At 61.4% G+C, this 22858-nt stretch carries 23 protein-coding genes and 3 pseudogenes; 12 read left to right on the forward strand and 14 right to left on the reverse strand.

Features of this window, described 5'->3' with window-relative positions; genetic code table 11:
• Window positions 1-35: 35 nt before the first annotated feature.
• Window positions 36-794 (forward strand): hypothetical protein, encoded by a 759-nt coding sequence (locus tag QN397_RS14860; protein WP_323501276.1) that lies wholly within the window; start codon window positions 36-38, stop codon window positions 792-794.
• Window positions 795-830: 36 nt separating this feature from the next.
• Here the strand turns inward: QN397_RS14860 and QN397_RS14865 are convergent, their stop codons facing one another.
• Both QN397_RS14865 and QN397_RS14870 read right to left on the reverse strand, forming a co-directional pair.
• Complete coding sequence (locus QN397_RS14865) at window positions 831-2189, reverse strand: FAD-dependent oxidoreductase (protein ID WP_323501277.1); 1359 nt, start codon at window positions 2187-2189, stop codon at window positions 831-833.
• Between the two features lie 7 nt (window positions 2190-2196).
• Complete coding sequence (locus QN397_RS14870) at window positions 2197-3144, reverse strand: tripartite tricarboxylate transporter substrate binding protein (RefSeq protein ID WP_323501278.1); 948 nt, start codon at window positions 3142-3144, stop codon at window positions 2197-2199.
• Window positions 3145-3305: 161 nt separating this feature from the next.
• Here QN397_RS14870 and QN397_RS14875 point away from each other — a divergent pair, with 161 nt between their 5' ends.
• From QN397_RS14875 to QN397_RS14900, 6 genes are all read left to right on the forward strand, one after another.
• On the forward strand, window positions 3306-3758 hold the full coding sequence (locus QN397_RS14875; RefSeq protein WP_323501279.1) for an acyl-CoA thioesterase: 453 nt from the start codon (window positions 3306-3308) through the stop codon (window positions 3756-3758).
• Window positions 3759-3883: 125 nt separating this feature from the next.
• Window positions 3884-5107 carry a DUF6402 family protein gene (locus QN397_RS14880; protein ID WP_323501280.1) on the forward strand — a complete coding sequence of 408 codons (1224 nt, stop codon included), beginning with the start codon at window positions 3884-3886 and terminating at the stop codon, window positions 5105-5107.
• A complete protein-coding gene (locus QN397_RS14885; RefSeq protein WP_323501281.1) occupies window positions 5104-5457 on the forward strand; it encodes a hypothetical protein in 354 nt (117 codons plus the stop codon). Before QN397_RS14880 ends, QN397_RS14885 begins: the two co-directional genes overlap by 4 nt.
• 29 nt (window positions 5458-5486) lie before the next feature.
• On the forward strand, window positions 5487-5840 hold the full coding sequence (locus QN397_RS14890) for a hypothetical protein (RefSeq protein WP_323501282.1): 354 nt from the start codon (window positions 5487-5489) through the stop codon (window positions 5838-5840).
• A 30-nt stretch (window positions 5841-5870) separates the two neighbouring features.
• Window positions 5871-6200 carry a hypothetical protein gene (locus QN397_RS14895; RefSeq protein WP_323501283.1) on the forward strand — a complete coding sequence of 110 codons (330 nt, stop codon included), beginning with the start codon at window positions 5871-5873 and terminating at the stop codon, window positions 6198-6200.
• A gap of 705 nt (window positions 6201-6905) precedes the next feature.
• Complete coding sequence (locus QN397_RS14900; RefSeq protein WP_323501284.1) at window positions 6906-7160, forward strand: hypothetical protein; 255 nt, start codon at window positions 6906-6908, stop codon at window positions 7158-7160.
• A gap of 29 nt (window positions 7161-7189) precedes the next feature.
• Here the strand turns inward: QN397_RS14900 and istB are convergent, their stop codons facing one another.
• Together istB and istA are read right to left on the reverse strand one after the other, a co-directional pair.
• Window positions 7190-7954: an IS21-like element helper ATPase IstB gene (gene istB, locus QN397_RS14905; RefSeq protein WP_323501285.1), complete on the reverse strand. Its 765-nt coding sequence runs from the start codon at window positions 7952-7954 to the stop codon at window positions 7190-7192.
• 55 nt (window positions 7955-8009) lie between these two features.
• A pseudogene (gene istA / locus QN397_RS14910) lies at window positions 8010-9134 on the reverse strand (IS21 family transposase); the annotation flags it as partial.
• 442 nt (window positions 9135-9576) lie between these two features.
• Between istA and QN397_RS14915 the strand changes: the two are divergent.
• Window positions 9577-10509, forward strand: coding sequence for a LysR family transcriptional regulator (locus QN397_RS14915; protein ID WP_323501286.1), 933 nt, complete (start codon window positions 9577-9579; stop codon window positions 10507-10509).
• A 41-nt stretch (window positions 10510-10550) separates the two neighbouring features.
• On the opposite strand, the gene QN397_RS14920 is transcribed toward QN397_RS14915, so the two are convergent.
• The 4 genes and pseudogenes from QN397_RS14920 to QN397_RS26740 all read right to left on the reverse strand — a co-directional run bounded on the left by QN397_RS14920 (window position 10551) and on the right by QN397_RS26740 (window position 12730).
• On the reverse strand, window positions 10551-10937 hold the full coding sequence (locus QN397_RS14920; RefSeq protein WP_323501287.1) for a hypothetical protein: 387 nt from the start codon (window positions 10935-10937) through the stop codon (window positions 10551-10553).
• Between the two features lie 7 nt (window positions 10938-10944).
• Window positions 10945-11203: pseudogene (locus QN397_RS14925) on the reverse strand (IS3 family transposase); the annotation flags it as partial.
• Window positions 11160-12461 (reverse strand): response regulator transcription factor, encoded by a 1302-nt coding sequence (locus QN397_RS14930; protein WP_323501323.1) that lies wholly within the window; start codon window positions 12459-12461, stop codon window positions 11160-11162. The gene QN397_RS14930 and the pseudogene QN397_RS14925, both read right to left, overlap by 44 nt.
• Before the next feature lie 35 nt (window positions 12462-12496).
• Window positions 12497-12730, reverse strand: a complete 234-nt coding sequence (locus tag QN397_RS26740; RefSeq protein ID WP_416352333.1) for an ESPR domain-containing protein — start codon at window positions 12728-12730, stop codon at window positions 12497-12499.
• A 754-nt stretch (window positions 12731-13484) separates the two neighbouring features.
• Between QN397_RS26740 and QN397_RS14935 the strand changes: the two genes are divergently transcribed.
• On the forward strand, window positions 13485-13814 hold the full coding sequence (locus tag QN397_RS14935; protein ID WP_323501288.1) for an FHA domain-containing protein: 330 nt from the start codon (window positions 13485-13487) through the stop codon (window positions 13812-13814).
• Window positions 13815-13877: 63 nt separating this feature from the next.
• Entirely contained in the window at window positions 13878-14765 is an 888-nt protein-coding gene (locus QN397_RS14940; protein WP_323501289.1) for a hypothetical protein, read from the forward strand.
• A gap of 271 nt (window positions 14766-15036) precedes the next feature.
• Here QN397_RS14940 and QN397_RS14945 read toward each other — a convergent pair.
• A pseudogene (locus tag QN397_RS14945) lies at window positions 15037-15318 on the reverse strand (hypothetical protein); the annotation flags it as partial.
• A gap of 232 nt (window positions 15319-15550) precedes the next feature.
• On the opposite strand from QN397_RS14945, the gene QN397_RS14950 reads away from it, so the two are divergent.
• Together QN397_RS14950 and QN397_RS14955 are read left to right on the forward strand one after the other, a co-directional pair.
• On the forward strand, window positions 15551-16126 hold the full coding sequence (locus QN397_RS14950) for a DJ-1/PfpI family protein (protein WP_323501290.1): 576 nt from the start codon (window positions 15551-15553) through the stop codon (window positions 16124-16126).
• Window positions 16127-16159: 33 nt separating this feature from the next.
• Window positions 16160-16558, forward strand: a complete 399-nt coding sequence (locus tag QN397_RS14955) for a ribbon-helix-helix domain-containing protein (protein ID WP_323501291.1) — start codon at window positions 16160-16162, stop codon at window positions 16556-16558.
• Window positions 16559-17308: 750 nt separating this feature from the next.
• On the opposite strand, the gene fahA is transcribed toward QN397_RS14955, so the two are convergent.
• From fahA to QN397_RS14980, 5 genes are read right to left on the reverse strand one after another with little or no spacing between them, the layout of a single operon-like run.
• Window positions 17309-18577 carry a fumarylacetoacetase gene (gene fahA / locus QN397_RS14960; RefSeq protein WP_323499000.1) on the reverse strand — a complete coding sequence of 423 codons (1269 nt, stop codon included), beginning with the start codon at window positions 18575-18577 and terminating at the stop codon, window positions 17309-17311.
• Window positions 18574-19908 (reverse strand): homogentisate 1,2-dioxygenase, encoded by a 1335-nt coding sequence (gene hmgA, locus QN397_RS14965; RefSeq protein ID WP_323499001.1) that lies wholly within the window; start codon window positions 19906-19908, stop codon window positions 18574-18576. Before hmgA ends, fahA begins: the two co-directional genes overlap by 4 nt.
• 39 nt (window positions 19909-19947) lie before the next feature.
• Entirely contained in the window at window positions 19948-20163 is a 216-nt protein-coding gene (locus QN397_RS14970; protein ID WP_323499002.1) for a DUF2783 domain-containing protein, read from the reverse strand.
• 13 nt (window positions 20164-20176) lie between these two features.
• Complete coding sequence (locus QN397_RS14975) at window positions 20177-21877, reverse strand: FAD-dependent oxidoreductase (protein WP_323501292.1); 1701 nt, start codon at window positions 21875-21877, stop codon at window positions 20177-20179.
• On the reverse strand, window positions 21856-22842 hold the full coding sequence (locus tag QN397_RS14980; protein WP_323501293.1) for an MBL fold metallo-hydrolase: 987 nt from the start codon (window positions 22840-22842) through the stop codon (window positions 21856-21858). The genes QN397_RS14975 and QN397_RS14980 overlap by 22 nt, the downstream gene beginning before the upstream one ends.
• Window positions 22843-22858: the final 16 nt, after the last annotated feature.

Genomic DNA, 22858 nt, shown 5'->3' on the forward strand with positions numbered 1-22858 from the left:
GCTCGATGACATAGAGGGCGCCGTACATTCGCGGCATGCGCTGCCCTCTTCGTTTTTGTTTCTGTTTCTCTCTCCCAACCGTTTGCCTTGCGGCGCTCCTTCCGCTGGGGCTCTGCCAACAGGCTGCGGCGCAAGAAGCGCCGACACCCTACAAGCTCACTGTCGGCTACTACGGCGTGTCGGGCGGCGGCTTGCCGGCGGGACCGGGGCTCGACGTCAACTTGCGCTACGACTATGGATCCGGCAATGTCTGGCTCGGCTGGTTTCGCTCGCCGGTGCTCGACTTCTCGCAGTTGCGTGGCGGCTGGGACCGCACCATCACGCTCGGACCGGTGCGCGTGCTGCCGTCGTTGCAGGCGGCATCGGGCGGCTTCTTCGGCGGCAGCCTCGCGGTGGAGACCGGCGACAGCTGGTTCGTCGGTGCGGGGCTCGGCCGCACCAACCTGCGCAGCTACGCCAACCTCAACTTCGACCCGAACGATTCGTACACAGCCTACGGTGGCTATCGCTGGTCCGAGGCCACGTCACTGCAAGTGCAGCTGGTGCGCGACAACCGCCTGAATCCCGACCAGCAACACGTGCACCTGATATGGCGCCAGGGCGTGGGCAACGGCGAGCGGCTGACTGTCGATTTGCTTGCCAAGCAGGGCACGGTCGACGGCCAGTTCATTCGTCGCGTCGGCCTGTCGGTCGGCTATGACTGGCCACGCTGGTTCGTGCGCGCCGCTTGGGACCCGAAGGTCAACTTCACGCCGCAGAACATGGCGCGGCTGTCGACCGGGGTGCGCTTCTAGGCGAGCTTCAGCACGGCGCGGCCGACTTGATCCGAGTCACCCCCACATCGCGCCGTCGGCTCGCAGCTGCTTTTGCAGCGCGGCCACATCGACATCGCGTACCGTGCCGCGACCCTTGCCAACGCTCGCCGCTGAAGTCCCTGCAGCCTGCCCCATCACGAAGCAACCGCCGCTGGCACGCGCGGCCGATTGCCCCTCGTGCGTCATCGATGCGCAACGTCCCGCGACCAATAAGTTATCCACCTTCTGCGGCACCAGCATGCGCCACGGCAAGTCGTTGTTGGCGTTGCCGGCATCGCGCGGAAAGCCCCAGTCGATGCGACCGTCGCCGTGCAGTTCCATCGGCCAGGCGTTGAGCCCGATCACGTCGTCGAAGCGCGCGGACGAGAGGATGTCTTCTCCACTCAGCGCGTAGTCGCCGCCGATGCGCCGCGTCTCGCGAATGCCGACCTGCGGCGCGATGTCGACGATCTGCGAGTGTTCGAAGCCCGGCACTTTCTCGCGCATGAAGCGAAAATATTCGACGATCTGGCGCCGGCCTTCGGTTTCGCCCGCGCTCAGCTCGCGCGCATCGACACCACTCATCGCGCGGCCTATTTCGTTGCGAATTTGGGTGACGTTGGCGCGCCATTCGGTCGGGTTGATCTGCGGCCGCACGATGGCACCCTCGCGCGGAAACTTGTAGCGACCGGGCTCGTCGCGCAGCGCTGCTTCCATCAAATCGTTGATGGCCTTGAACTCGCCGATGGCCGCCAGCGCGCGCTCCGACTCGACGTGGCCGATGCGGAACATCGTCGTCGGGAACAGGCTGTTGCCATGACCGTCGCCGACCTCGAACGGCACGCCGGCAAAGGCCGCCACGTCGGCATCGCCGGAGCAGTCGACGAACATGTTGGCGCGAATGGCTTGCCGGCCCGACTTGGTTTCGACAACGAGCGCCTCGATGCGCGCATCGTCCTTAATGACCGCAGCGGCCCACGCATGAAACAGCACGTCGACACCGGCCGACAGCAGCATCTGGTCGGCCGCGCACTTGTATGCCGACACGTCGTACGAGCGCACGCGGATGCGGCCCTGCATGCCGTCCTGCGGCTTGTTGAGTCCGCCGAGCGCATCGATGCGTTGCATCAGGTCGTCGACCACGCCATGCACCAGTTGCTGCATCTCGCCGTCCTTGCGGCCGTAGAGCCCGGCGAAATTGGTGACGCCGCCCGCCGTACCCATGCCACCGAGAAAGCCGTAACGCTCGACCAGCAAGGTGAGCGCCCCGTGCGTTGCCGCACTCACCGCAGCGGCCAGCCCAGCGGGCCCGCCACCGATGACAACGACGTCGTACTCACCGAAGACTGGAAGCGCGCGGCCGGGTTCGTCCAGCGTGGTAGTGCGTGCCGTCATGCGCCGGTCATTCGATCTTGATGCCGCGCGCGGCGATGATCTTCGCCATGGTCGCGCTCTCTTCCTTGATGCGCGTCTTCAGGCCTTCGGCCGAGGTGCCGACCGCCTGCCAGCCCTGGTTGAAGAGCAGCCGCCGAACGTCGGGGTTCTGCATGATCTTCGGCATCTCGAGCGCCAATCGATCCTGCGCCGCCTTCGACAGACTGGCCGGTCCGATGAGCGCGGTCCACACCTCGAGCTGGAAGTCCTTGACGCCGGCATCGGCCAGCGAAGGCGCCTCCGGCATCAGCACGCTGCGGCCACTGGTGGTCAGGCCGATCACCTTCAGCTTGCCGCCTTTGGCCTGCGGCTGCGCGATGCCCGGTGGCACCAGCGCCATCTGGATCTGCCCGCCCATCATGGCGGTCACGACCTGCGGGTTGCCCTGATACGGAATGTGCTGAGGCATCAGGCCGGGCATCTTCGCCTTCATCAGTTCCATGCCCAGATGACCGACCGAGCCGGTGCCGACCGAGCCGTAGTTCCAGGTGTCGCCGGCCTTGCGAGCGGCATCGAAGAAGGCGGCGCCATCGGGTGCCGACATGGGCGCTATCAACACCAACGGTGCAGTCGCCAGCAGGCTGATGTAGCTGAAGTCCTTGGCCGGGTCGTACGGCAGGCGCGGATACAACATCTTGGCGGACGTGAGGTTGCCGTTGATGACCACGCCGAGCGTGTGATCGTCGGTCGCCTTGGCCACCTGGTCGGTCGCGATGTTGCCCGACGCGCCCGGCTTGTTCTCCACGATCACCGGCTGGCCGAGTGCACGGCCCAACGGCTCGGCGATGGCGCGTGCCGCCATGTCGGGCGTCGATCCTCCCGGGAAGCCAACAAGGATGCGGATCGGCTTGGTGGGCCACGTGTGCGTGCCCTGCGCCGAAGCGCCGACCACCACCGTGCACAAACCCACGGCCATGGCCGCGAGCTGAAAGCGCCGTGAAAAGCGCGGCAGGAGTTTTTGTTTTGAATGCATATTGAGGAAGAAAAAAGAAGAGACCGGCGCTTGTTCGCTCTCGGGAATAATGCCAACGATTATCCAGCGCCATCGCCCTTGGCGCACACCCCACAGGCGGCCCCATGTCCTCCATAACCCTGCGTTTTCTTGCCGAACCCAACACCGTCAACTTCGGCGGCAAGGTGCACGGCGGCACCGTCATGAAGTGGATCGACGAAGCCGGCTATGCCTGTGCCAGCAGTTGGGCCAAGCGCTACTGCGTGACCGTCTTCATCGGCAGCATCCGCTTTCAACACCCCGTCAAGATCGGCGACCTCGTCGAGGTCGAAGCCCGCCTCGCCTACACCGGCACGACCAGCATGAACATCTCGGTCGAAGTGCGCAGCGGCGACATGAAGACCGGCGAGATGACCAAGACCACTGAATGCCTGGTGGTGTTCGTATCGGTCGATTCGCATGGGCGGCCGACGCCTGTCGAAGCCTTCACACCGAGCACGCCGGGCGAGGCGGCGCTGGCCGAGCGCGCCAGGTCGTATCTCGAAGCGGCTCGGGCTGCGGCGAGTCCGAAGATTTAGCTGTAGGCAATGCGCTTGGCGGAAAACGCTCCGCCTGCCACCAGCCTTTGGCCCCGGCACGACTGAGCCACCCCCTTTGCAACGCCGCTCGTATAGTGTCGGCAAACAAAATTCAGGGAGAACTCATGATCGTTCAAGACGAGGAAGAGCCGTTTCTTCAATCGGCCAACTTTTTGCGCACCTGGTCGAAGTGCATGGGCCAAAGGTGCGAGATCGAGGGCGTCGCGCTGTCGCTCGACAGAGCGCCGCCGCCGCTGGCATCGCTGCCTTCACAGTCGTCTGTCACACCAGCAGCGCCGCAGCCGGCAACCAAGACAGTCCCGAAGAAAGTCGCTGGCGACGCTTACGTCAACACGGTGCTGGCGATCGCCAAGGTGGCGTCGTCCATCGGCAGCGCAGTTCACGCCATCCAGAACCCGCCGCCCGCGCCGTCAAAGGCACCCGCCGTCGCGCCAACGCCGCCCGCACCGAAGCGGCCCGTGGTGCCGCCCTTCGACATCCAGGACATTCCGGGCGCCATGCGCAAGCTTGGCATGCCGATGTCTGCGACGTTGATGGAGCGATGGTTTAGCGGGCAGCTCAATTACTCGCTGAGCGATGCCGACGAGAGAGCCGAGATCAACCAAAGCGGATTCCCGTACCCACCGAATATGGTCGACACCGCAACCATCATGATGGCGTGGGTACTCGGATTTCGGAGGGCGAAGAATGCCTTCGATACATTGACCGAGTCGCTAATGCTCGAGACCCCTCGTGCGCGCGGTATCTTGGTGAACAAATTGACGCCTTACAAAACGCGCCAATCGATTCAACCTTGGCTGGAATGCAAAGGCGATCTTCAGCGCTTCCACGAGGAGTTTCAGTTTCAGCTGATCGATGTGAACGCAAGTTGGTCGGAGCGCATCGCGGTTCAGATGTACGAAGAGATGTCCAACAACGGCGTGCCGGATGACCTGACCGGTGCACTGGGCGCTTTCAACTTCTACGCGACGATCGCCGAGGCCACCTTCAATCAGCAGGCCGGCACCGCCACCGTCACGCGCGTAGCCATCTATGTCAAAGATCACTACACCTTCTCGACCACGCCGGGCAATGTATCTCAGTACCTTGGGCACTGGAACAAGAGCCATGTCGCCATTCAGCACCTGCATGCTGCTGCTATGGCCGTCAACGCGCAGTTGTCAGACGCACCGGTCAGGATCGGCAAGGGCGCCGACAACATTTTCTACCCTGTGCGCAATAGCGACTTCCGCGCATGGCAGCAGAAGCACGGCCGCGGTGGCGACTTCATCATCTACTCGGATCGCATATGGGTCACCCTCCGTCGACCCATCACGATCAACCTATGAAGAAGTTCAAATGGGTTCTCTTAGTCATTTGTTTGTTGCTCGTCGGGTGGAATGTCAACGCATACAAGCTGGGGATCGAGGGCCGTGCATCCATTAAAAAATGGACATATGAAGAGTCGCCGGACGGGCAATACACGCTTGCATATGGCGATGGACTGGGCTACTGGGTCTGGGTGCGGCTCCGCAAAAAAGGCGGGGACGAAGTGCTTGCCGACAGATGGTTCGAAAGCAAGGAGCCGTACAAATCCGCATGGCTTGGCGACCGCGTCTACTACTCGCACTACGATGCAGACGGACCAATCTACCTTCCGCCCGTTTGGTTGGAGACGTGGCTCGCGAGATTGCCTTGACGGTCTTTGCTACTAATCACGGTGAAGCTATGAAAGGGCTCAAGTGGGTCGCTTTGGGTATTTGCCTGCTGATAGCTGCGTGGAATATCAATGCTTACAGGCTGGGCGTTGAAGGCCGCGCATCAGTTCAAAAATGGACGTACGAGGATTCCCCGGACGGTCGCTATACCTTGGCGTACGGTAACGGCCCAGGGAACTGGGTTTGGGTGCAGCTACGCCGAAACGGCGAAACTGAAGTGCTGGCTGACAGATGGTTTGAAAGCACAGAGCCAAACTGGGTCTTCTGGGATACCGATCATGTCTCTTACTCACGCTACGACGCAACGGGGCCGATCTATCTTCCGCCCAACTGGTTGGACAATTGGCTGGCGAAGTTGCCTTGATGGTTCGAATCAACCCATCACGCTCAAGCTTTGAAGAAGCCCAAATGGATCGCACCAGTCATCTGCGCCATTCTCTTTGCTTGGAACCTTAATGCCTACAGAGTTGGCATGGACGGCCATGCGTCCATTGAGACATGGAAGTACGAAGATCTCCCGGACGGTCGCTATACCTTGGCATACGGTAACGGTCCAGGCAATTGGGTCTGGGGTGCGGGTCCGCAAAAAAGCGAGAGCGAAGTGCTTGCCGACAGATGGTTCGAAAGCAAGGAGCCCTACAAATCCGCATGGCTTGGCGACCGCGTCTACTACTCGCAATACGATGAAGACAGACCAATGTACCTTCCGTCCACTTGGTTGTAGGAGTGGCTCGCGAGTTTGCCTTGATCGGCTATCGACTCATCACGGTGAAGCTATGAATGGGCTCAAATGGGTCGCTTGAGGTATCTGCCTGCTGATCGCTGCGTGGAAGATCAATGCTTACAGGTACGACGTTCAGGGCCGGACGTCGATCGAAAAATGGAGGCACGCGGATTCCGATGACGGGCGGTACACCATGGCATTCGGCGACACCGATGACGACTGGGTGTGGCTGCTGGGCAGCGTCAAGATTCAGCGACATTCCAGGTCAGAAAAATTAATGACTTACGTACTCGACGTTCAGATATGGGCAGTTGGATTTGTCAAAGTTAGAGGAAACGATGTCCAATGGTTCGCCCATGTTGGAGTCAAGCGAGAGACGTGTCGTCGTCGACACCTTGACGTTGGTTAGACCGGGGCTAACGTATGTACGATGTCTTGCGCCTTCTATTCCTGTCAATCTCGATTCGCCGCGAGAGCTCCCCTGAATAAGCGTGGGGTGCGGATATGCGCCGGTTTCGACAAGCAAGGCGTTTTGAAGAGGTCGACTACCGCAGCTCTTGCGTGGACGCGGACCGCGATGCTAGCGCCAGCTTTCATTCGCCATCCCTTCCCCACCTGAGGAGCTAGTTCCAAGCCTCCTCCACACAGGAGCCTTTCGTGTCCAAGTCGAATTCTTAATCCAGTTCTCATTCCCAAGAGGCAAGAGTGCCCGCTCTGCCCGGCTTTCGTCTGCACGCGAGCACATTCCCGAACGACGGCATCCGTCTGCTGGTTCCCGCAGCGGTCAAGGATCAGATCGACAGCGACGCCGAAGGTTTGAGGCTGCGCGAAGCCGCGGAACTCCGGCAAGCAGAGATTGTTCGTGACGGGCGTCTGCGTCTAGCCCGCGAGCGGACTGCGTATTCCGGCGAACGTGACCGTCGATTCCGCTTGATCGTGACCGGTCGTCATGCGTATTGAGTTGCGCGTTCAGATTCTAGAAGTGTCGGTCACGATGGGTCTGTGTTCTTCTCCTTTTGAGTGGTTCTTGGCTTCTGTCGCAGAGACTCACCCGTCAGGGTGAGGCGGTGGTTCTGCTGCATCAGGCGATCCAGGATCGCATCGGCGATGGTGGCGTCTCCGACCCATGCATGCCAGTGCTCAATCGGCAACTGGCTGGTGATGATGGTGGCCTTGTTGGCAACCCGGTCGTCGATGATTTCCAGTAGGTCGGACCGGGCCTGAAAGTCCAGTGCCGCCATGCCCCAGTCGTCGAGCAACAGCACATCGGTCTTGGCCAACTGCATCAGCCACTTGCCGAAGGTCCCATTGCCGTGACGGATGCGCAGTTCCTCGCCCAGGCGAGGCATGCGCTGGTAATAGGCGGAGCGACCGCGCCGGCAGGCGTACTGCGCCAGCGCACAGGCAAGCCAGGACTTGCCCGCACCGGTAGGTCCTGTGATCAGCACGCTGTGACCCGAATCGATCCAGTCGCCCAGCGCCAGGCTCATGACGGCCTTGCGATCGACGCCGCGACCAGCGCGGCCATCCATGTCTTCGATGGCCGCCTGCGGGTACTTCAACCGCGCTTCCTTCAAGAGCCGCTCACGCCGCTTGTCGCCGCGCCAGTGGACCTCGCGCTCGACCAGCAACGCGGTGCGCTCCTCGAAGCTCATGGCGGTCATGCCGGCACTGGTGAGCTGGTCCTGCAGTCCTGCTGCCATGCCCAGCAGCTTCAGGCTGCGCAGTTGGTCCAGAGTCGTGTTCATCATCATGGGGTCGTCCTTGTGGTTCGGGTGTTGGTGTTCAGCGGTGCAGCCGATGTCATTGGTAGGCTGCAACGCGCTGACCGCGGTGCAGAAGTTCGACTGCGTGCTCGGTGATGCGCGCTTCCAGGAGCAACCCCACAAGGTTCTGGGGGACGCTGTAGCGGTGGCCGTCGATCTCGATGTGGTGATCGATATGCACACGCACGCTCTTTAAGGCCGCCCACTCCCAAGGCTGCAGCGGCAGTGCTTGCAAGGCGGGCGCATCCAGATCGGCGAAGGCGCTCGCACGGCTGCCGGGCAGCTTCTGGAACGGCTTGCTGTTGAGCCACTCGAGCAAGGGCTCGATCGCCTCGTTGACATCGTAAACCGTAGCGAAGCGCTGATGACGCAGGCGCGTCAGGATCCAGCGCTCGACCACCTGAACTGCCGACTCGACCAAGGCCTAAGTCCTGCGGATGGCGAGGCCGCGCCGGCAGCACCGAGGTGCCGTAGTGACGCGCGAAGTCCTCCACCGTCTCGTTGGCGCGGGGTTCATATCGGTTCGGGCTCGCGATCATCGCGCGCGGGTTGTCCGGCACGATCAGCTGGGGCACGCCGCCGATGAAGCTCAGGGCGCGTGCGCACCCATGCAGCCAGTCGGCCATCGTCTCGCGCGGCGTTGCGCAGGCGAAGGTGTAGCTGGAGGCACCGAGCGCGGCCACAAAAATATGCGCCCGCGCACCATCGGTGAGTTCGACCGTCGGACCGGCGTAGTCGACGAAGAGCTTCTCGCCGGCGCGATGGATCTGGCGCATCGAGCGCTTCAATCGCAATGCATAGCGTCGATACCACTCGCAGAACTGGCTGTAGCGGTAAGTGGGCTGCCCGGCATGGGCGGCCACGTACTCTTCCCAGAGCAGCATGAGGGTGATGCCCTTGCGCCGCAGTTCCTGATGGATGCGGCCGTAGTCGGGCAGCATGTAATGGCTCCGCCGGTCCAGCCGGCCTTGCACGACGCGGCGTTCCAGCGCCGTGTCGCTCAGGGTCTGGATGGTGGCCCAGTCCAGGCCGGCAACGGCGGCCAGGCCGACGTACTTCGCGACGACGCCCTTGGAGATACCGACCACATGCCCAATAAGGCCGCGATCCGCTCATGGGAGAGACGGGCTTCGAGTTTGAGACGCAGAACGTCTCTGATCTTGCGCATGTTGATCCTTGGTGCGGGCACGCCTGCCTTCGGCAAAGCCGGGCAGGCTAACCCCGCCTGGGGTGGATGAAATGCGCAACACCAACACGCTGACATACGGCAGCGTTCCGCTGCCGTGAACGACGATTTCGGCATCGTGATCGGGGATTCCGGACTGCCTGCAAATCGGTCACGTTGAGCCCGGAATGACCGGCCACGTTCGAGCGGAATGCCCAGTCACGATAGTCCGGAATGAGCGGTCACGATGGACCCGAATACCCAGCTGTCTTTGTCCAAAGGGGAAAGGGCAGGATCTATGATCCGAATTGCCATCGAAAGGTTGCGTCATGTTGCTGAAATCTCGGAAAAATCCTTACCTGGCCACGTAGAAAAAGATCAAGACACATGCGTGCTTGACGACGTCACCGCCCCCCTGGTCAGAGCTCGTACCTGACCGCAATTAATGTTCTTTGCCATGCCAGTAAAGCGCCCAACGAAGGCAAACCCGGAAATTCTTCTTTCTGATCTGAAAGTTTTTGCTAAAGCCATCGACTCCGGCAGTCTCGCGACCGTCGCGCAAGTCATGCGACTCTCCAAAACCGCCGTGACCCGGCAAATCCAGCGGCTCGAGGCCACACTGGGTCATCAGCTGCTGCACCGCGGCGGCGGGCGCTTTGCGCTTACTGAAGAAGGGCGCGAGTTTCTCGCTAGGATCCGCGGTCCTCTGCGCGCGCTCGACGAAGCCGTTGGCGAGTTGACTGAAACCCAGAGTTCGCTGCAAGGCAGATTGCGGATCACGGCGCCCTATACGTTTGGACGGGTGTTTATTGCACCTGCGCTGGCATCGTTCATGGCTTTGCATCCTGCCGTAACGATCCTGCTCGAGCTGTCGGGCCGTAAAGTCGATATGCTGGCCGATGAGGCAGACATTGCCATCCGCATCGGCGCACCGGCAAGCGAGCAATTGGCGGCAAGACGCCTAGGTGCTGAAAGCGTAATGCTGTGTGCCGCCCCGGCCTATATGGCAAAGCACGGCCCGGTGACTACGGTTGCTGAGCTGTCAGCCCACGCGCTCCTGGATTTTCGGCCGGAAACGATCACGGGCCGCTTTGAAATATTCGACGCTGACGGGCAGAAGCAACGCATCGAGCTCGCGAACATCGTTCTACGCTCCAACCCGGAGGTGCTAGTCATGGCAGCGATACAGGGCGCTGGCATTGCGATTCTTCCCAAACACTTTGCTCTCTCGGCGCTGAAAGATGGCTCGCTCTTGTTAGTGCTACCCGGGTGTGGACTACCGACGCTGGACGTGCATGCGCTGTATGCGTCGGGGCGCCGCCAGGCATCGAAGATCCGCGCGTTTCTGGATCATCTGGTTGAGCACTTGCAGGGTTAGCCGACGCGTTCACGCGTCTTGTCGCAGTTCGGCGCCCAGAGTCAGCGCGGAAACAGCACTAGGGCGATCCAGCCGACCAGCGCAATGGCGGCAGCCCAACCTGTGCCGCGCAGGAGGCGTTCCCACCAGGACCTCCTTCCCTTAAGCGGCGCTAATTCGTTCAGCGCACGGCGAAGAACTGCCGATGCTTCAGCATCGGGATGCAGCGCGGCCCACGCTGCTTTTAAACGGTCGACCATCAGGCGCCAGACAGATTTCATGCGGCGGATGCTATGGAGCCCGAAGCCGCACCACCAGCCCACGAGAACGCAATTTACTGTTGCGAAAAAAGCAACTCGACGATTCCGGTAGGAGTCACGCACGGCGCCGCTGCACCTGAAGGCAGCAAAGCGCTCGAACTGACCTTGCCCCTGTAATCCGTAGCCCATAGCCGAACTCATGAATTGGCTTGCTGTGGCTGCTCACTGACGCCCGCATCCGACGGTACCCGTAACAGCGGTGATTGCGCTCGAAGATGTCCGCCATGGTGCCGCGTACCTGGGCGTACTTGTCTGCGACTTGGCGCCTGGGCGCGATGTTAGAAGTACGAGCTTCTTGCCAGGCCAAGCGTTTCAAAAAGCTCAAGCACCGGGTAGATCTGTTTCAGGGCATCAACCAGCTTTGTCTTTTCCCGATTGCTCAGGCTTTGCAGGTTTCAATCGCGCGTCTGCAGACCGCTTCACCTTCTGTACATAGTCCGGAAGCGCCTGACCAGCCCTTTGCAGCAGCCCAAACTCTTTCTTCATCACCGATTGCGGCGTTAAGTCAAAGTGGCACAAGGTGCCGATGAGGTTGCCACCGTCACTGACGATCGGCACACCGCAATAGCTGGTCATCACGCCCTGGTACGGGTGGCCGTCCAGCCGACGGTCGGCTGCCGAATCATCGGTTGAAAAAAAACCATCACCCAAAACGAACTGGCAAAAGCTGAGATTGAACGGGATGACGTCTAAATAGGCCGGCGTCGCCTCGCCCAGTTTGTCGAGCAGCAGAACGCTTTGGAATCTGTCATCGAATAGTCGGTAAATGGCGCTGAAGCGATGCAGCACGCCTGCGTTCAAATAGCCGAGTGCGGCTGACGCTCCCTGCGTGTTTAGAGTGCTCACGAACAGCTCGATGCTACGCGGCGATTTCATCGGTCCTTCATCAGGATCCACGTGCATTGAGTCTGCGTGCTCCCGGCTGACCATCGTGTCGATGGGCGCCTCCGTAAAAGAAAGCCGGTAACCCTTGCCGTAGATCGTGCGCAACTGGACGCCCTTGTTTTCCAACTCCAATGCACGGCGCAGTTTGAAGATTTGGTTGTCCAACACGCGGGTATTTATTGAACGAGATTTCCCATTCGTCGCTTCGAGAAGCTCGAACCTTGACATAACGCGACCGCGGTTGCGAAACAGAGCGAGCGCCAGGTTGAACTCCAGGTCGCCGAGATCGAACGATTCGTTAGTTCGCCCCGCGTGCAAGACGGTAGAGCGGTCCAGCAGGAAGGTCCAGTTTCCGGCTACTTCGATGCGTCCTCCCATTCCCACTGCGTCCGCCAGTTCGCGAAATCGTTGTACGCGGGCACGCATTTCGATCGGACGGAAGGGCTTGAGAACATAGTCATCGGCACCTGCTTCCAGCGCGTTGGCAACATCATGTGCAGCGCCTCGTGCGCTGAGCACGATGACGGGAATTTTCGACTCGAGGACTCTGCGTAACCATATGAGCAGCGACAAGTCATCGTCGCCTAAAGAGATCGGGGCCAAGATGAGCAGATCGAAGGGCTCTTCGGCGATGGCCCGCCGCAAGGCTGCATCCTCGCTGAAAGGAACGCACGTCATCGGCACTTCGCCTTGGGCTGGGGCCCTCGACAACACCTCCATCAACAGGCGCAAGTCGGTCGGGTCATTTTCAAGAAGTGCTATTCGCATATTCGCCTTGCTGGAGAGACCGCTCAAGCCCTGTTTCACGGAGGCAGAGAGCCGGCATTCCACGGCGAGGCAGTTTGTGGATTCGTGGAATTTATGCCACCCGTGACCGCGATGGTCTGCGCCACGGCTTGTCCACCAAAAGCACCTACGAGCGCGAGCGCGGTAGCGCCGACAGCGCTTTTGGTCTTCCCGCGTGATCGGACCACCTCCGACACTGCAACCCAAGCGCCTAGGGAGGAATTCCAGATGCTTTTGTGTGTCTTGTTCATTTAGAGCTGCAGAAATGTGGACCGAGGGTTCGGGGACGTTTGATAGAACGTCTCAATTGTTAAATAAAATTACTTTTTCGGCGTATTCGCAGCTAAAAAAACGAGTGCAGAAGTCTTTAATATGTGAACAAGCATACGATGAAGAAAAAATTGCAGGCGAAAGACGAATGAAAGATTTGTCAATCAATTGAAAATTGATTGACAAATATATGAAAATTCATCCTCTATTCGTATGCAACTGAAGACGTAGTCACCCCAGGTCCGAGCCGATTTTGCCCAAGCGGCGTCCTGCACAAATCACCGCTGCGCCCCAACCATCGCTGCAACGTGGAAGTGCATATCCGGCGAGCGTCGCTGAACTCATTTGCCGCGTTCCGAATCAGTCTCCGCCCTGGAAGTTCTGGAAATCCGAGGACCGTCCAGCCGGATGACCGTCCATCACAGTGGCGTGCTGCTGAGCGACAGCTGGGGAACGATGCTTCTGACAGCTGGCCTCCTGCTCGTGGCTCAAGCTCCGTTTAATTCGATTCGGTGGCCAAGATCGCAATCATCAATCAAATGTTTCTTTGTAATTTTGTTTACAAATATAAAAGCCAAATCCTCACGACGCGGTGATTTTTGTGACGTAGTTCCTGTATCTGAAATCAGGCCGGCCCTACGCTTCGGGACCTTGGAATTGAAATCTTTAACAAGCTTTTAATTTAGAAATATCCAAATGGGTAAAGCAAATGGGTCGTCCACAAGGGAGTAGGAAATGAGGCAGAGTCTGCTGCGGCTGGAGCCGACGCCGTGCAAGATGTATTTACTGAAAAAGACGCCACTCTCAATTGGACGCGGGCTGGACTGCGACCTTGTGCTGGACGATGAATCGGCAAGCCGCGAGCATGCGCGAATCGAAATCACGATGGACGCCGTGTCCTGGGTGGTCGACACGAAAAGCCTCAACGGCGTACTCGTCAACGAGCGGCGCATTCAGGGCGCCCAGCAACTGCGTCACCTGGATGTCATCACCGTCGGCCGTACCCGCTTCCGCTTCTTCGAAGCAGAGGCCTACCAGGATTCGGACCTCGGTTTTTCCAACTGATTCCTGGCGGCGAACGAATCGTTACCGCCACTCCCACCGAGCGCGCGTCGCTCCAAATATCCCATGACAAACACTCTTTCACCAGGCCGCGGCATTGCGCTACTGGGCCGGCCCGGCCAATCCACCGAAGTCCTGCGCAAGATCATCTGCCTTCAAGGTAGCGCCCCCTTAGTCTTTCACACGCCGGACGATATTCAAGCCCTGGGAACAAGGGCGAAGCATCTGGCCATGCTTTTTGTTATCGGCCAGGAAGAGCTGGCGAACTGGATGCCGAGCTGCAGGGACGTCATCGGCGCAGCCGTTCCGATGATCGCCCTGGCCGAGTCAGACGATCAGGTGGCGGCGCTGGCGGCCGGCCTGCATCGGACCGATGACATCGCTGCGATGCCACCGCGGCTGGCCGACCTTTACGTCCGGATTCAGCGTCTCCGCAAACTTCATCAGCGCCCCGTGCGAAACGAGACGCCACAGTGCGGGCGCTATCGCTTCTATCCTGAACACAACATGGTGGGCACAGGGGGAAAGCACGTCATGCTGACCGCCGCCATGTTCGATTTCGTCTTCGAACTGGCGTTTCACCAGGGCAGATCGCTGTCACCGGCCTGGCTGGCAACAGTGGCGCAGCGCCACGGGATGTCGCCGGAGCAGATACATGCGGAAATCTCGGCTCTCAGGCAAAGGCTCGGTTTGGTTCCCGCGCAAGGCTGGCGACTCGAGGGCGGCGTGCGAAGCGGGTACCGATTAAGCAACCTCGGTGGGCGCCGCGAAACGACCTTCAAAAGACTGGTTGAGAGATCGGCCCCTGCGCCTGCCTTCACAGCTGAAGCCGCACCCGTCTGTGCAGTTGTCCGGCGCCCAGAAACCGCGAAATTTACGCGCCGGGACTTTGTCGCCTTCATGAACTACAAGCCGGTTGCCGAAGAGGCGGGTGAGGCAACTTTGGTTGTCTGATCAATCGGCACCGTAGTGCTCCAAGACCCGATAGAAGATCTCAGCACCTGCCAGTGAGCCCTGGAGTTGTCGTTCATTGCATCGTGTAAGAGCGCGAGATCTTGCGAGGGCCGCTGTCGTCCCTGCGCTTTTGCGTCAAACCCAGTTCCACTAACCTGCCAACGTGGGCATGGGCCCGCCGGTACGGCACATCCGCGAGCTTGGCAATGGCGTAGATCGACAAGCCTTGATGTCCCGCGACGGCATTCAATATTTCGCGACTGTATCCCCCTCACACAGCATCTGGACAACTGACGGGCTGCACGCCTGGTGATGACGAGACGTGCACGCAACCCATGCCGATCAGCGAAGCCTCGACCGCCTGATCCAGGGGCGTGTGCGGCTCGCGTCCCAGTACTTGGACCAGCCGGCTGTTGACCATCTGTACCGGCTCTTTCCACAAGTACCGCATCTCCAGAAGTTCGCGCAGCGTCGGCACGAACGGCGCGGCCACCCGCATCAGCCACCATGGCGTTCTTTTGATGGGCGGAGCCTTTGCGGTGCGGCGTGCGACGGGGGATGGTGGCAGACCGCGATCGTCCGGTAGCGTGAGTTCCCGGGCTTCGCAGGCGGCTAACCTTGGTCGGCCAACCCAACGCATCGACAGTCAAGTTTCTGGCGCTGCCGACAAGTCGAATGCGCGCTCGTCTCGGTGTTTCTAGCAACTCGCCGTTCGGAAATTCGTCCCCGCGCACCCAGGCGCCAACAATGGTGGCTCAAACCAATCCCCCAACGGAGACTTAGAGATGAGCAAAATCCTGATGCTTTGTGGCGACTTCGGCGAGGACTACGAAGTGATGGTGCCCTTTCAGGCCTTGCAGGCCGTGGGCCACACCGTTCACGCCGTCGCGCCCGACAAGAAGAGCGGCGACTACGTGATGACGGCGATCCATGACTTCGAGGGCCAGCAAACCTACAGCGAGAAGCCCGGTCACCGCTTCATCCTCAATGCCAACTTTGCCGAGATTGACCACACCAAATATGACGCGCTGGTGGTGCCAGGCGGGCGCGCGCCTGAGTACCTCCGAATGAACGCGCGCGTCATCGAGATCACACGGCATTTCCTGTCGAGCGACAAGCCTATCGCCTCCGTCTGCCATGGCGCGCAGATACTGGCCGCCACCGGCATGATCACGGGCCGCAAGCTCAGCGCTTATCCGGCCTGCCAGGTCGAGGTGGAGCTTGCGGGCGCTGAGTACATGGGCATCGCAATCGACAGTGCCGTGACGGACGGCAATCTGGTGACGGCGCCGGCCTGGCCTGCGCACCCGGCGTGGATCGCCCAATTCTTGATCGTGCTCGGCACGCGCATCAGCCTGTAGCATTCCGACGGGTCACCCCGACAGGAGTGATCAATGTGCAAGATATTCATCAGCGCCGACCCCGCCAGTTATGAGAGCCGCACCCGATCCGTACGCCTGCATGGCGTAGTCACCAGCCTCAGCTTGGAGAACCTGCATTGGGCTGTGCTGGAAGAGATCGCTGGCCGCGATGGCATGACCGTGGCGCAGTTGATCGAAAGGCTTTACGACGAATTGGTGGTCGAACGCGGCGCTGTCGGCAACTTCTCCTCCTTCCTGCGGGTCTGTGCACTGCGCTATGAGAACCCGATCGCCGATGGCCTCATCCCTCGAGACGCAACCATCCCGATCCGCTCCCTCGATGCAAACCGCGTGCTCGAAGGTCTGCCCCGCGCGTCGAGAGTGGTGGCGCCATCAGGCGAAGGCCTGCATCCCAAGCGGGCACTGAACTGAGCTTGTATTGTTCGAGCTGCACGGCAGAGGGTGGTCGAAAGCAAGTTTAATTGTCGTCGAGGGACCGCTTTCACACTGTGGCTCATCCGCTTCGGGTCGGAAGTACCAGGTCGCCGCCATCAGGAGCTGTTGTGCGCAGGACATCGTCGCCGAGTAGTTGATCGGCCAATCCCCCCGCAGGTGCCGAACGGCAAATTCTGAGTTACCGCGGACAGACGTTCATGGGGCCGGCCAAACTCAAGTATCGGCGCACGCGGCCATTAGGGAGGTCAATGGCCGACAGCATCCAGTCTGGTTCGGTCCGTTGACCGGTAAGCAATGGGATGAACGCCCCCACCCGTACCGGCATCGACGTGCCAAAGTGGCGGCGTTGATCAACCACTTGTGTTGCGGCCGGTCGTGATTCGAACCACTTACTGGGAATGTCGTTGACCCATCAGCCGGAATTGGTAATCATTGCCAGCATTGGGTTCGGGAGGTAACGGTATGGGTCAGCCCAATGCCGGCATATGGGTCAGATATGAGCCGGCGCCAACAACCATGCCCAGCTGCGACTCCGCAAGAAGGACAAGAGCGAAGTTCTCGCGGATAGATGGTTTAAAAATCAAGAGCCGGGTTGGGTTTCCTGGCATGACAACTACGTGTGTTACCGAACTGGCGATGACGGCGGAGTGATTCAGCTCCCGCCCATCTGGCTAGAAAGATGGTTTGCGAAGCTGCCTTGATGGCGCTTCGAGGAGCCGCCCCTTCTCACACAGCCAGCACCGTCCCGCGCACCTCACCCATCCCGATGCGCACCGCCCCGTCACGCTCGCACCAGCCGCGCAGCGTCAACGTGTCGCCGTCTTCCAGGAACGTTCGCTTCTCCCCATTCGGCAGCGTGATGGGTTGCTTGCCGCCCATCGTGAGTTCGAGCAGCGAACCGGCCTGATCGGGCTCGGGGCCCGACAGCGTGCCGGAGCCGAGCAGGTCGCCGGGCTGCAGGTTGCAGCCGTTCACCGTATGGTGCGCAACCAGTTGCGCGGCGGTCCAGTAGGCGGCCTGCGTGGTGTTGCCGAGCGTGAGACGCACCGGTGCGCCGCCGGCCTCACGCATGGCTGCGGTCTGCAGCAATACCTCGAGCGTGATGTCGAGCGCGCCCGCATCGCGGTTGGCTTGCGAATCGAGGTACGGCATCGGCTGCGGGTCGTCGGCCGGCCGCTCGAACTTCGCGCGGAACGGCGCAAGCGCGTCCATCGTCACCAGCCACGGCGACACCGTGCTGGCGAAATTCTTCGCCAGGAACGGGCCGAGCGGCTGGTATTCCCAAGCCTGCAGATCGCGCGCCGACCAGTCGTTGAACAGCGTCACGCCGAACAGGTGCTGCTCGGCCTCGCCCATGCCGATCGGCTCGCCCAGCGCATTACCCTGGCCGATGAAAAAGCCGAGCTCCAGTTCGTAATCGAGCCGCTTGCTCGGGCCGAACGACGGTTCGGCCGCATCGGGCGCCTTGGTCTGCCCTTGCGGCCGTTTGAACTGCTGGCCGCTGACGCCGATCGACGAACTGCGACCGTGGTACCCGATGGGCACCCATTTGTAGTTGGGCATCAGCGGCTGGTCCGGGCGGAACAGTTTTCCCACCGTGGTCGCGTGATGGATGCCGGTGTAAAAATCGGTGTAGTCGCCGATGCGGCAGGGCACGTGCATCGTGACCTGCGCAGGGTTGACCAGCGCGTTTTCCCACTCCGACTGGCGCGCACTGCCCTTGGTCAGGCCCTGCGAAATCAGGGAGCGCAACGCGGCACGTTTTGCTGGTGTCGCGGCCATCAGCACGTTCATGTCGTCGGTATCGATCAGCTTGGCCATGCGCAGATCGAGGATCTTGTCGCCGATGGCCACACCGATGCGCCGCTCGTGTCGCGGTGCGCGGCTGAAGGTGCCGAAAGGCAGGTTCTGTATTGGAAAATCGCAGCCCGTGTCGTTGGCCGATTCGACCCAGCTGCGGCGCTTCGGGTCGTGCGTTTCATTGATCGTGGTCATGACTTGAATTGGTCCTTGAGGCCAGCCCAGCAATCGGCATAGGCGTGGTCTAGCACCGGGCTCTGCATGGCCCACTGCGTCGGGATGAACCGAAAGCGGCTCTCGAACATGAAGGCCAGCGTGTTGTCGAGCTTCTGCGGTTTGAGGTCGGCGTGGCTGGCCTTGTCGAAGGCTTCTTCATCCGGGCCGTGCGGCACCATCATGTTGTGCAGGCTGGCGCCACCGGGCTTGAAACCGCCCGGCTTGGCGTCGTACTCACCGTAGACCAGCCCCATGAATTCGCTCATCAGGTTTCGGTGATACCACGGTGGTCTGAAGGTGTTTTCCATCACCAGCCAGCGCGGCGGAAAGATGACGAAGTCGCAGTTGGCCGTGCCGGGCGTGTCGCTCGGCGAGGTCAGCACGGTGAAGATCGATGGGTCGGGGTGGTCGAAGCTGATCGAGCCGATCGTCATGAAGTTGGCCGTGTCGTACTTGACCGGCGCCAGGTTGCCGTGCCACGCGACCACGTTGAAGGGCGACTGCTTCATGGGTGCGCGCCAGAAGCGGCCACCGTATTTCTTGACGATCTCGTAGGCGCCGCCTGCGTCTTCGAAGGCTGCGACGGGCGTCAGAAAGTCACGCGCGTTCGCGAGTCCGTTCGAGCCGATCGGGCCCAGCTCGGGCAAGCGGAACTGCGCGCCGTAGTTCTCGCAGACGTAGCCGCGCGACGGACCCGCGCCAGCCTCCGAATCCGGCAACGCAACCTTGAACACCACGCCGCGCGGCAGCACCGCGATCTCGCCGGGCTTGACTTCCAGCACGCCGAGTTCGGACGTGATGACCAGTCGGCCCTGCTGCGGCACCAGAAGCATCTCGCCATCGGCGTTGACGAAGGCGCGACGGTCCATCGACCGGCCGGCCAGGTAGACGTGCGCGGCGACGCCGCTCTGCGCCTCGGCATCGCCGTTGGCGGCCAGCGTGTGCATGCCGTCGACGAAGTCGGCGGTGGCGGCACTGCCCGCGCCGGTTGCGGTGTCGAATGGGATCGCGCCCCAGCGCATGGGCTCCGGCGGCAGCGCGATGCTGCGGTCGCCCCCCGTGGTCCACACCGGCTGCTCATAAGGCGCATAGCGGCCGGACACTACGGAGGGCTGGCGGCGGTAGACCCAGGTCCGCCGGTTCTCGTGGCGGGGCGCGGTGAAAGCGGTGCCGGAAATCAGCTCCGGGTAGAGATCGAACGGCGCGCGCTGCGGGCTGTTGCGATGCTGCGGCAGCGCGCCGGCAACGGCTTCTGTCGCGTACTCGTTGGCGAAGCCGGATTGATAGGAAAGGATGTCTGTGCTTGTCATGGAATGTCTCGACGAGGGGTCGATATGAACAGAATTTTCTCAGGCCTGCCGCGCCGTGGTCAGCGCCTGGCGCAGCACCGCCATCGATCCGATGTGGTTGGCGAGCACCAGCACCAGACGGGCGTTGAGTGCGTGGCTTTGTTCGGTGTTGAAGCCTTGATGCGCTTCGATGAGCGCTTCGTAGAAATCATCGGGCGCTTCGAGATTGGGCGTGGTGACGAGAGGGGCTGAAGTTGTGTTCGATGGGCTGGACATGACAGGTTCCTTTTCAGCCACGCGCAAGGGCACGGTCGAGCGCTGCTCGGATCGCTCGCGCATCCGGTTGCCGCCATCGCGCGCACACATGCTGGTCGGGACGCAGCAAATAGACAGTGCCGGCTTGTGCGTCGTAGCGCTGCGTGGCGAGGGCATGCGCATCGTCGAGCGGCACCTGAAAGACTGCGACCTGCACATCGGCAGCGGACGCACCCTCTGCAACAGCACTCGCGCTTCGGTCGGCGGCGGCGCCATCGCCGAACACCAGCGCTGCGAAGTTGCCGGTGCCGACGGCGCGCAGCAACCATCCGGGCTCGCCTACTCTGACGCGTGACGCCAGCGGCGCATCAGCCGCCACGGCACCCGGCACCATGCGCCCTTCGAACACATCGCCATGCACATCCGCGGTGTTGAGCGGCGACGCATGCAAGGTGGCTGGCACCGACAAGCGCCCGCTGTTCACCAGCGTGCGCGCGAACGGATATTTCTTCGCCAACTGCAGCACGGCATCGCGGAACAGGCGACTCACCTCGCTCTTCGGCGTGATGAAGTCGGTGGCGCGCGTCGAGTTCAGGATGTTCTCGTCGGCGGCTGCCTCGCGCTCGTCCGCGTAGCTGTCGAGCAGCGTCTCGCCTGCGTGACCGCGGAGCACCGCAACCAGCTTCCAGGCCAGGTTCTCCGCGTCCTGCACGCCCGAGTTGGCACCGCGCGCACCGAAGGGCGACACGCCATGCGCAGAGTCGCCGGCGAACAGCACGCGGCCGTGCCGAAAGCGCGCCATGCGTAAACAAGAGAAGGTGTAGACGCTGGCCCATTCGAGCTCGAAGGGCGCGTCTTTCATGGCCGAGTTGGCGAGCAGCGCCTGCACGCGCGGAATGATGTTTTCCGGCTTCTTCTCTTCCTCCGGGTCGGCGTCCCAGCCGAGCTGGAAATCGATGCGCCAAACGTTGTCGGGCTGCATGTGCAACAGCACGCTCTGATTCGGATGGAATGCCGGATCGAACCAGAACCAGCGTTCAGCCGGCCGGTCGAGCTTCATCTTGACGTCGGCGATGAGGAAGCGGTCTTTGAAAGTTCGGCCCTGCGCCTCTTGCCCAACGAGTTGCCGCAGCGTCGAGCGTGATCCGTCGCACGCAGCCACGTGATCGGCCGCGATGCAGTATTCGCCCTCGGGTGTCTCGATGGCCAGCACCGCATGGTCGTCGAACTGCGCGATGCCCTTGACCTTGCTGCGCCAGCGGATGTCGATGAGCGGTAGCGCCGCAGCACGCTCCGCCAGAAAGCCTTCGACGTAGTACTGCTGCAGGTTGATGAAGGCCGGGCGCTCGTGGCCGGGTTCCGGCTGCAGGTCGAATTCGTAGACCTGCTCGTCCTTGAAGAAGACACGACCCAGCTTCCACGACACACCCTTGACGACCATGCGGTCGCCGCAACCGAGCCGGTCGAAAATTTCAAGCGTGCGCTTGGCAAAGCAGATCGCTCGGGAACCCGTCGAAAGGCGATCGTCGTTGTCGAGCAGTACGACCGGAATACGCTGCTGCGCCAGGTCGATCGCCAGTGCGAGCCCGACCGGACCGGCACCGACGACGACGACCGGATGACGCGCCGGCGAAGCTGCGTCCTTAGCAGCGTCTTGATCCGGATGTCGAACGTAGTCGAATACTTGCCGTTGATAGTCGACCGGCGCCACGCTCACCCCTCCAACGTATTCCACATCTCCACATCCCGCTCCGCCGTCCAGATGCGCGGATGGTCGTAGCCGGTGGCTTCGTCGTAGGCGCGCGTCACGTCGAACGGCATGCAGTGATCGAAGATGACCCAGTGACCGTACGTCGGGCGCAATGCGGCCATCGTTTCCTTGTAGATGGTGTTCAGGTTCTTGCCGGCGGCCACGCCGTTGTTGACCATCGTGTAGACGTCTGAGATGAAGGCGCGGGTGAACGCAATGGCCTTCTTGACGTCGAAGGCGTTCTCCAGCGCGGCACCGCGGCCGGGCACGAGCTTCTCGAAGCCGTAGGCCGACAGGCGGTCGAGCGTGGTGGGCCAGTCGCGGAAGTAGCAGTCGCCTGCATAGGCGGTGCTCTGGTACTCGACCAGGTCGCCGGCAAAGCAGATCTTCTGGTCTTCCAGGTAGGCGATGGTGTCGCCCTTGGTGTGGCCGCGGCCGATCTGGGCGATCTTGACTTCGAGCTTCTTGCCGAGCCACACGCTCATGGTGCCGTCGAAGGTCATGGTCGGCCAGGTGAGGCCGGGCGGCACGGATTCGACGTTGCGAAACAGGCGCGGGAAGCGGCCGATTTCGCTGGCTTTGTCTTGTTCGCCGCGCTCGACGATGAGGTCGTAGGTGTCGCGGCTGGCGATGATCTGCTCGGCGCCTTCCTTGAAGTAGGCGGAGGCACCGAGCACGCGCACCGCGTGGTAGTGGCTCAAGAGCACGTACTTGATGGGCAGCGGGGTGATCTCGCGGATGCGGCGGATGACGTCTTGCGCCATGCCGGGAGTGGCTTGCGTGTCGACGACCATGACGGCTTCGTCGCCGATGAAGATGCCGGTGTTGGGGTCGCCTTCGGCGGTGTAGGCGTAGGCGTTCTCGGAGAGGCGGGTGAAGCTGACGGTTTTCTCGGCGAGGTCGGCCTGGCTGGCGAAGACTTTGGGGGGGGTGTTCGTGGGTTGGGTCATGGTGCGTGTCTCCGGT

The organism is Variovorax sp. RTB1 (assembly GCF_035018765.1).
Lineage (GTDB): Bacteria > Pseudomonadota > Gammaproteobacteria > Burkholderiales > Burkholderiaceae_C > Variovorax.

Bases quoted from the DNA above. Each gene is read 5' to 3' on its own strand.
- QN397_RS14860 (WP_323501276.1), top strand. From the start codon at position 36: ATGCGCTGCCCTCTTCGTTTTTGTTTCTGTTTCTCTCTCCCAACCGTT.
- QN397_RS14865 (WP_323501277.1), bottom strand. From the start codon at position 2,189: ATGACGGCACGCACTACCACGCTGGACGAACCCGGCCGCGCGCTTCCA.
- QN397_RS14870 (WP_323501278.1), bottom strand. From the start codon at position 3,144: ATGGCCGTGGGTTTGTGCACGGTGGTGGTCGGCGCTTCGGCGCAGGGC.
- QN397_RS14875 (WP_323501279.1), top strand. From the start codon at position 3,306: ATGTCCTCCATAACCCTGCGTTTTCTTGCCGAACCCAACACCGTCAAC.
- QN397_RS14880 (WP_323501280.1), top strand. From the start codon at position 3,884: ATGATCGTTCAAGACGAGGAAGAGCCGTTTCTTCAATCGGCCAACTTT.
- QN397_RS14885 (WP_323501281.1), top strand. From the start codon at position 5,104: ATGAAGAAGTTCAAATGGGTTCTCTTAGTCATTTGTTTGTTGCTCGTC.
- QN397_RS14890 (WP_323501282.1), top strand. From the start codon at position 5,487: ATGAAAGGGCTCAAGTGGGTCGCTTTGGGTATTTGCCTGCTGATAGCT.
- istB (WP_323501285.1), bottom strand. From the start codon at position 7,954: ATGATGATGAACACGACTCTGGACCAACTGCGCAGCCTGAAGCTGCTG.
- QN397_RS14915 (WP_323501286.1), top strand. From the start codon at position 9,577: ATGTTCTTTGCCATGCCAGTAAAGCGCCCAACGAAGGCAAACCCGGAA.
- QN397_RS14920 (WP_323501287.1), bottom strand. From the start codon at position 10,937: ATGGGCTACGGATTACAGGGGCAAGGTCAGTTCGAGCGCTTTGCTGCC.
- QN397_RS14930 (WP_323501323.1), bottom strand. From the start codon at position 12,461: ATGCGAATAGCACTTCTTGAAAATGACCCGACCGACTTGCGCCTGTTG.
- QN397_RS26740 (WP_416352333.1), bottom strand. From the start codon at position 12,730: ATGAACAAGACACACAAAAGCATCTGGAATTCCTCCCTAGGCGCTTGG.
- QN397_RS14935 (WP_323501288.1), top strand. From the start codon at position 13,485: ATGAGGCAGAGTCTGCTGCGGCTGGAGCCGACGCCGTGCAAGATGTAT.
- QN397_RS14940 (WP_323501289.1), top strand. From the start codon at position 13,878: ATGACAAACACTCTTTCACCAGGCCGCGGCATTGCGCTACTGGGCCGG.
- QN397_RS14950 (WP_323501290.1), top strand. From the start codon at position 15,551: ATGAGCAAAATCCTGATGCTTTGTGGCGACTTCGGCGAGGACTACGAA.
- QN397_RS14955 (WP_323501291.1), top strand. From the start codon at position 16,160: ATGTGCAAGATATTCATCAGCGCCGACCCCGCCAGTTATGAGAGCCGC.
- fahA (WP_323499000.1), bottom strand. From the start codon at position 18,577: ATGACCACGATCAATGAAACGCACGACCCGAAGCGCCGCAGCTGGGTC.
- hmgA (WP_323499001.1), bottom strand. From the start codon at position 19,908: ATGACAAGCACAGACATCCTTTCCTATCAATCCGGCTTCGCCAACGAG.
- QN397_RS14970 (WP_323499002.1), bottom strand. From the start codon at position 20,163: ATGTCCAGCCCATCGAACACAACTTCAGCCCCTCTCGTCACCACGCCC.
- QN397_RS14980 (WP_323501293.1), bottom strand. From the start codon at position 22,842: ATGACCCAACCCACGAACACCCCCCCCAAAGTCTTCGCCAGCCAGGCC.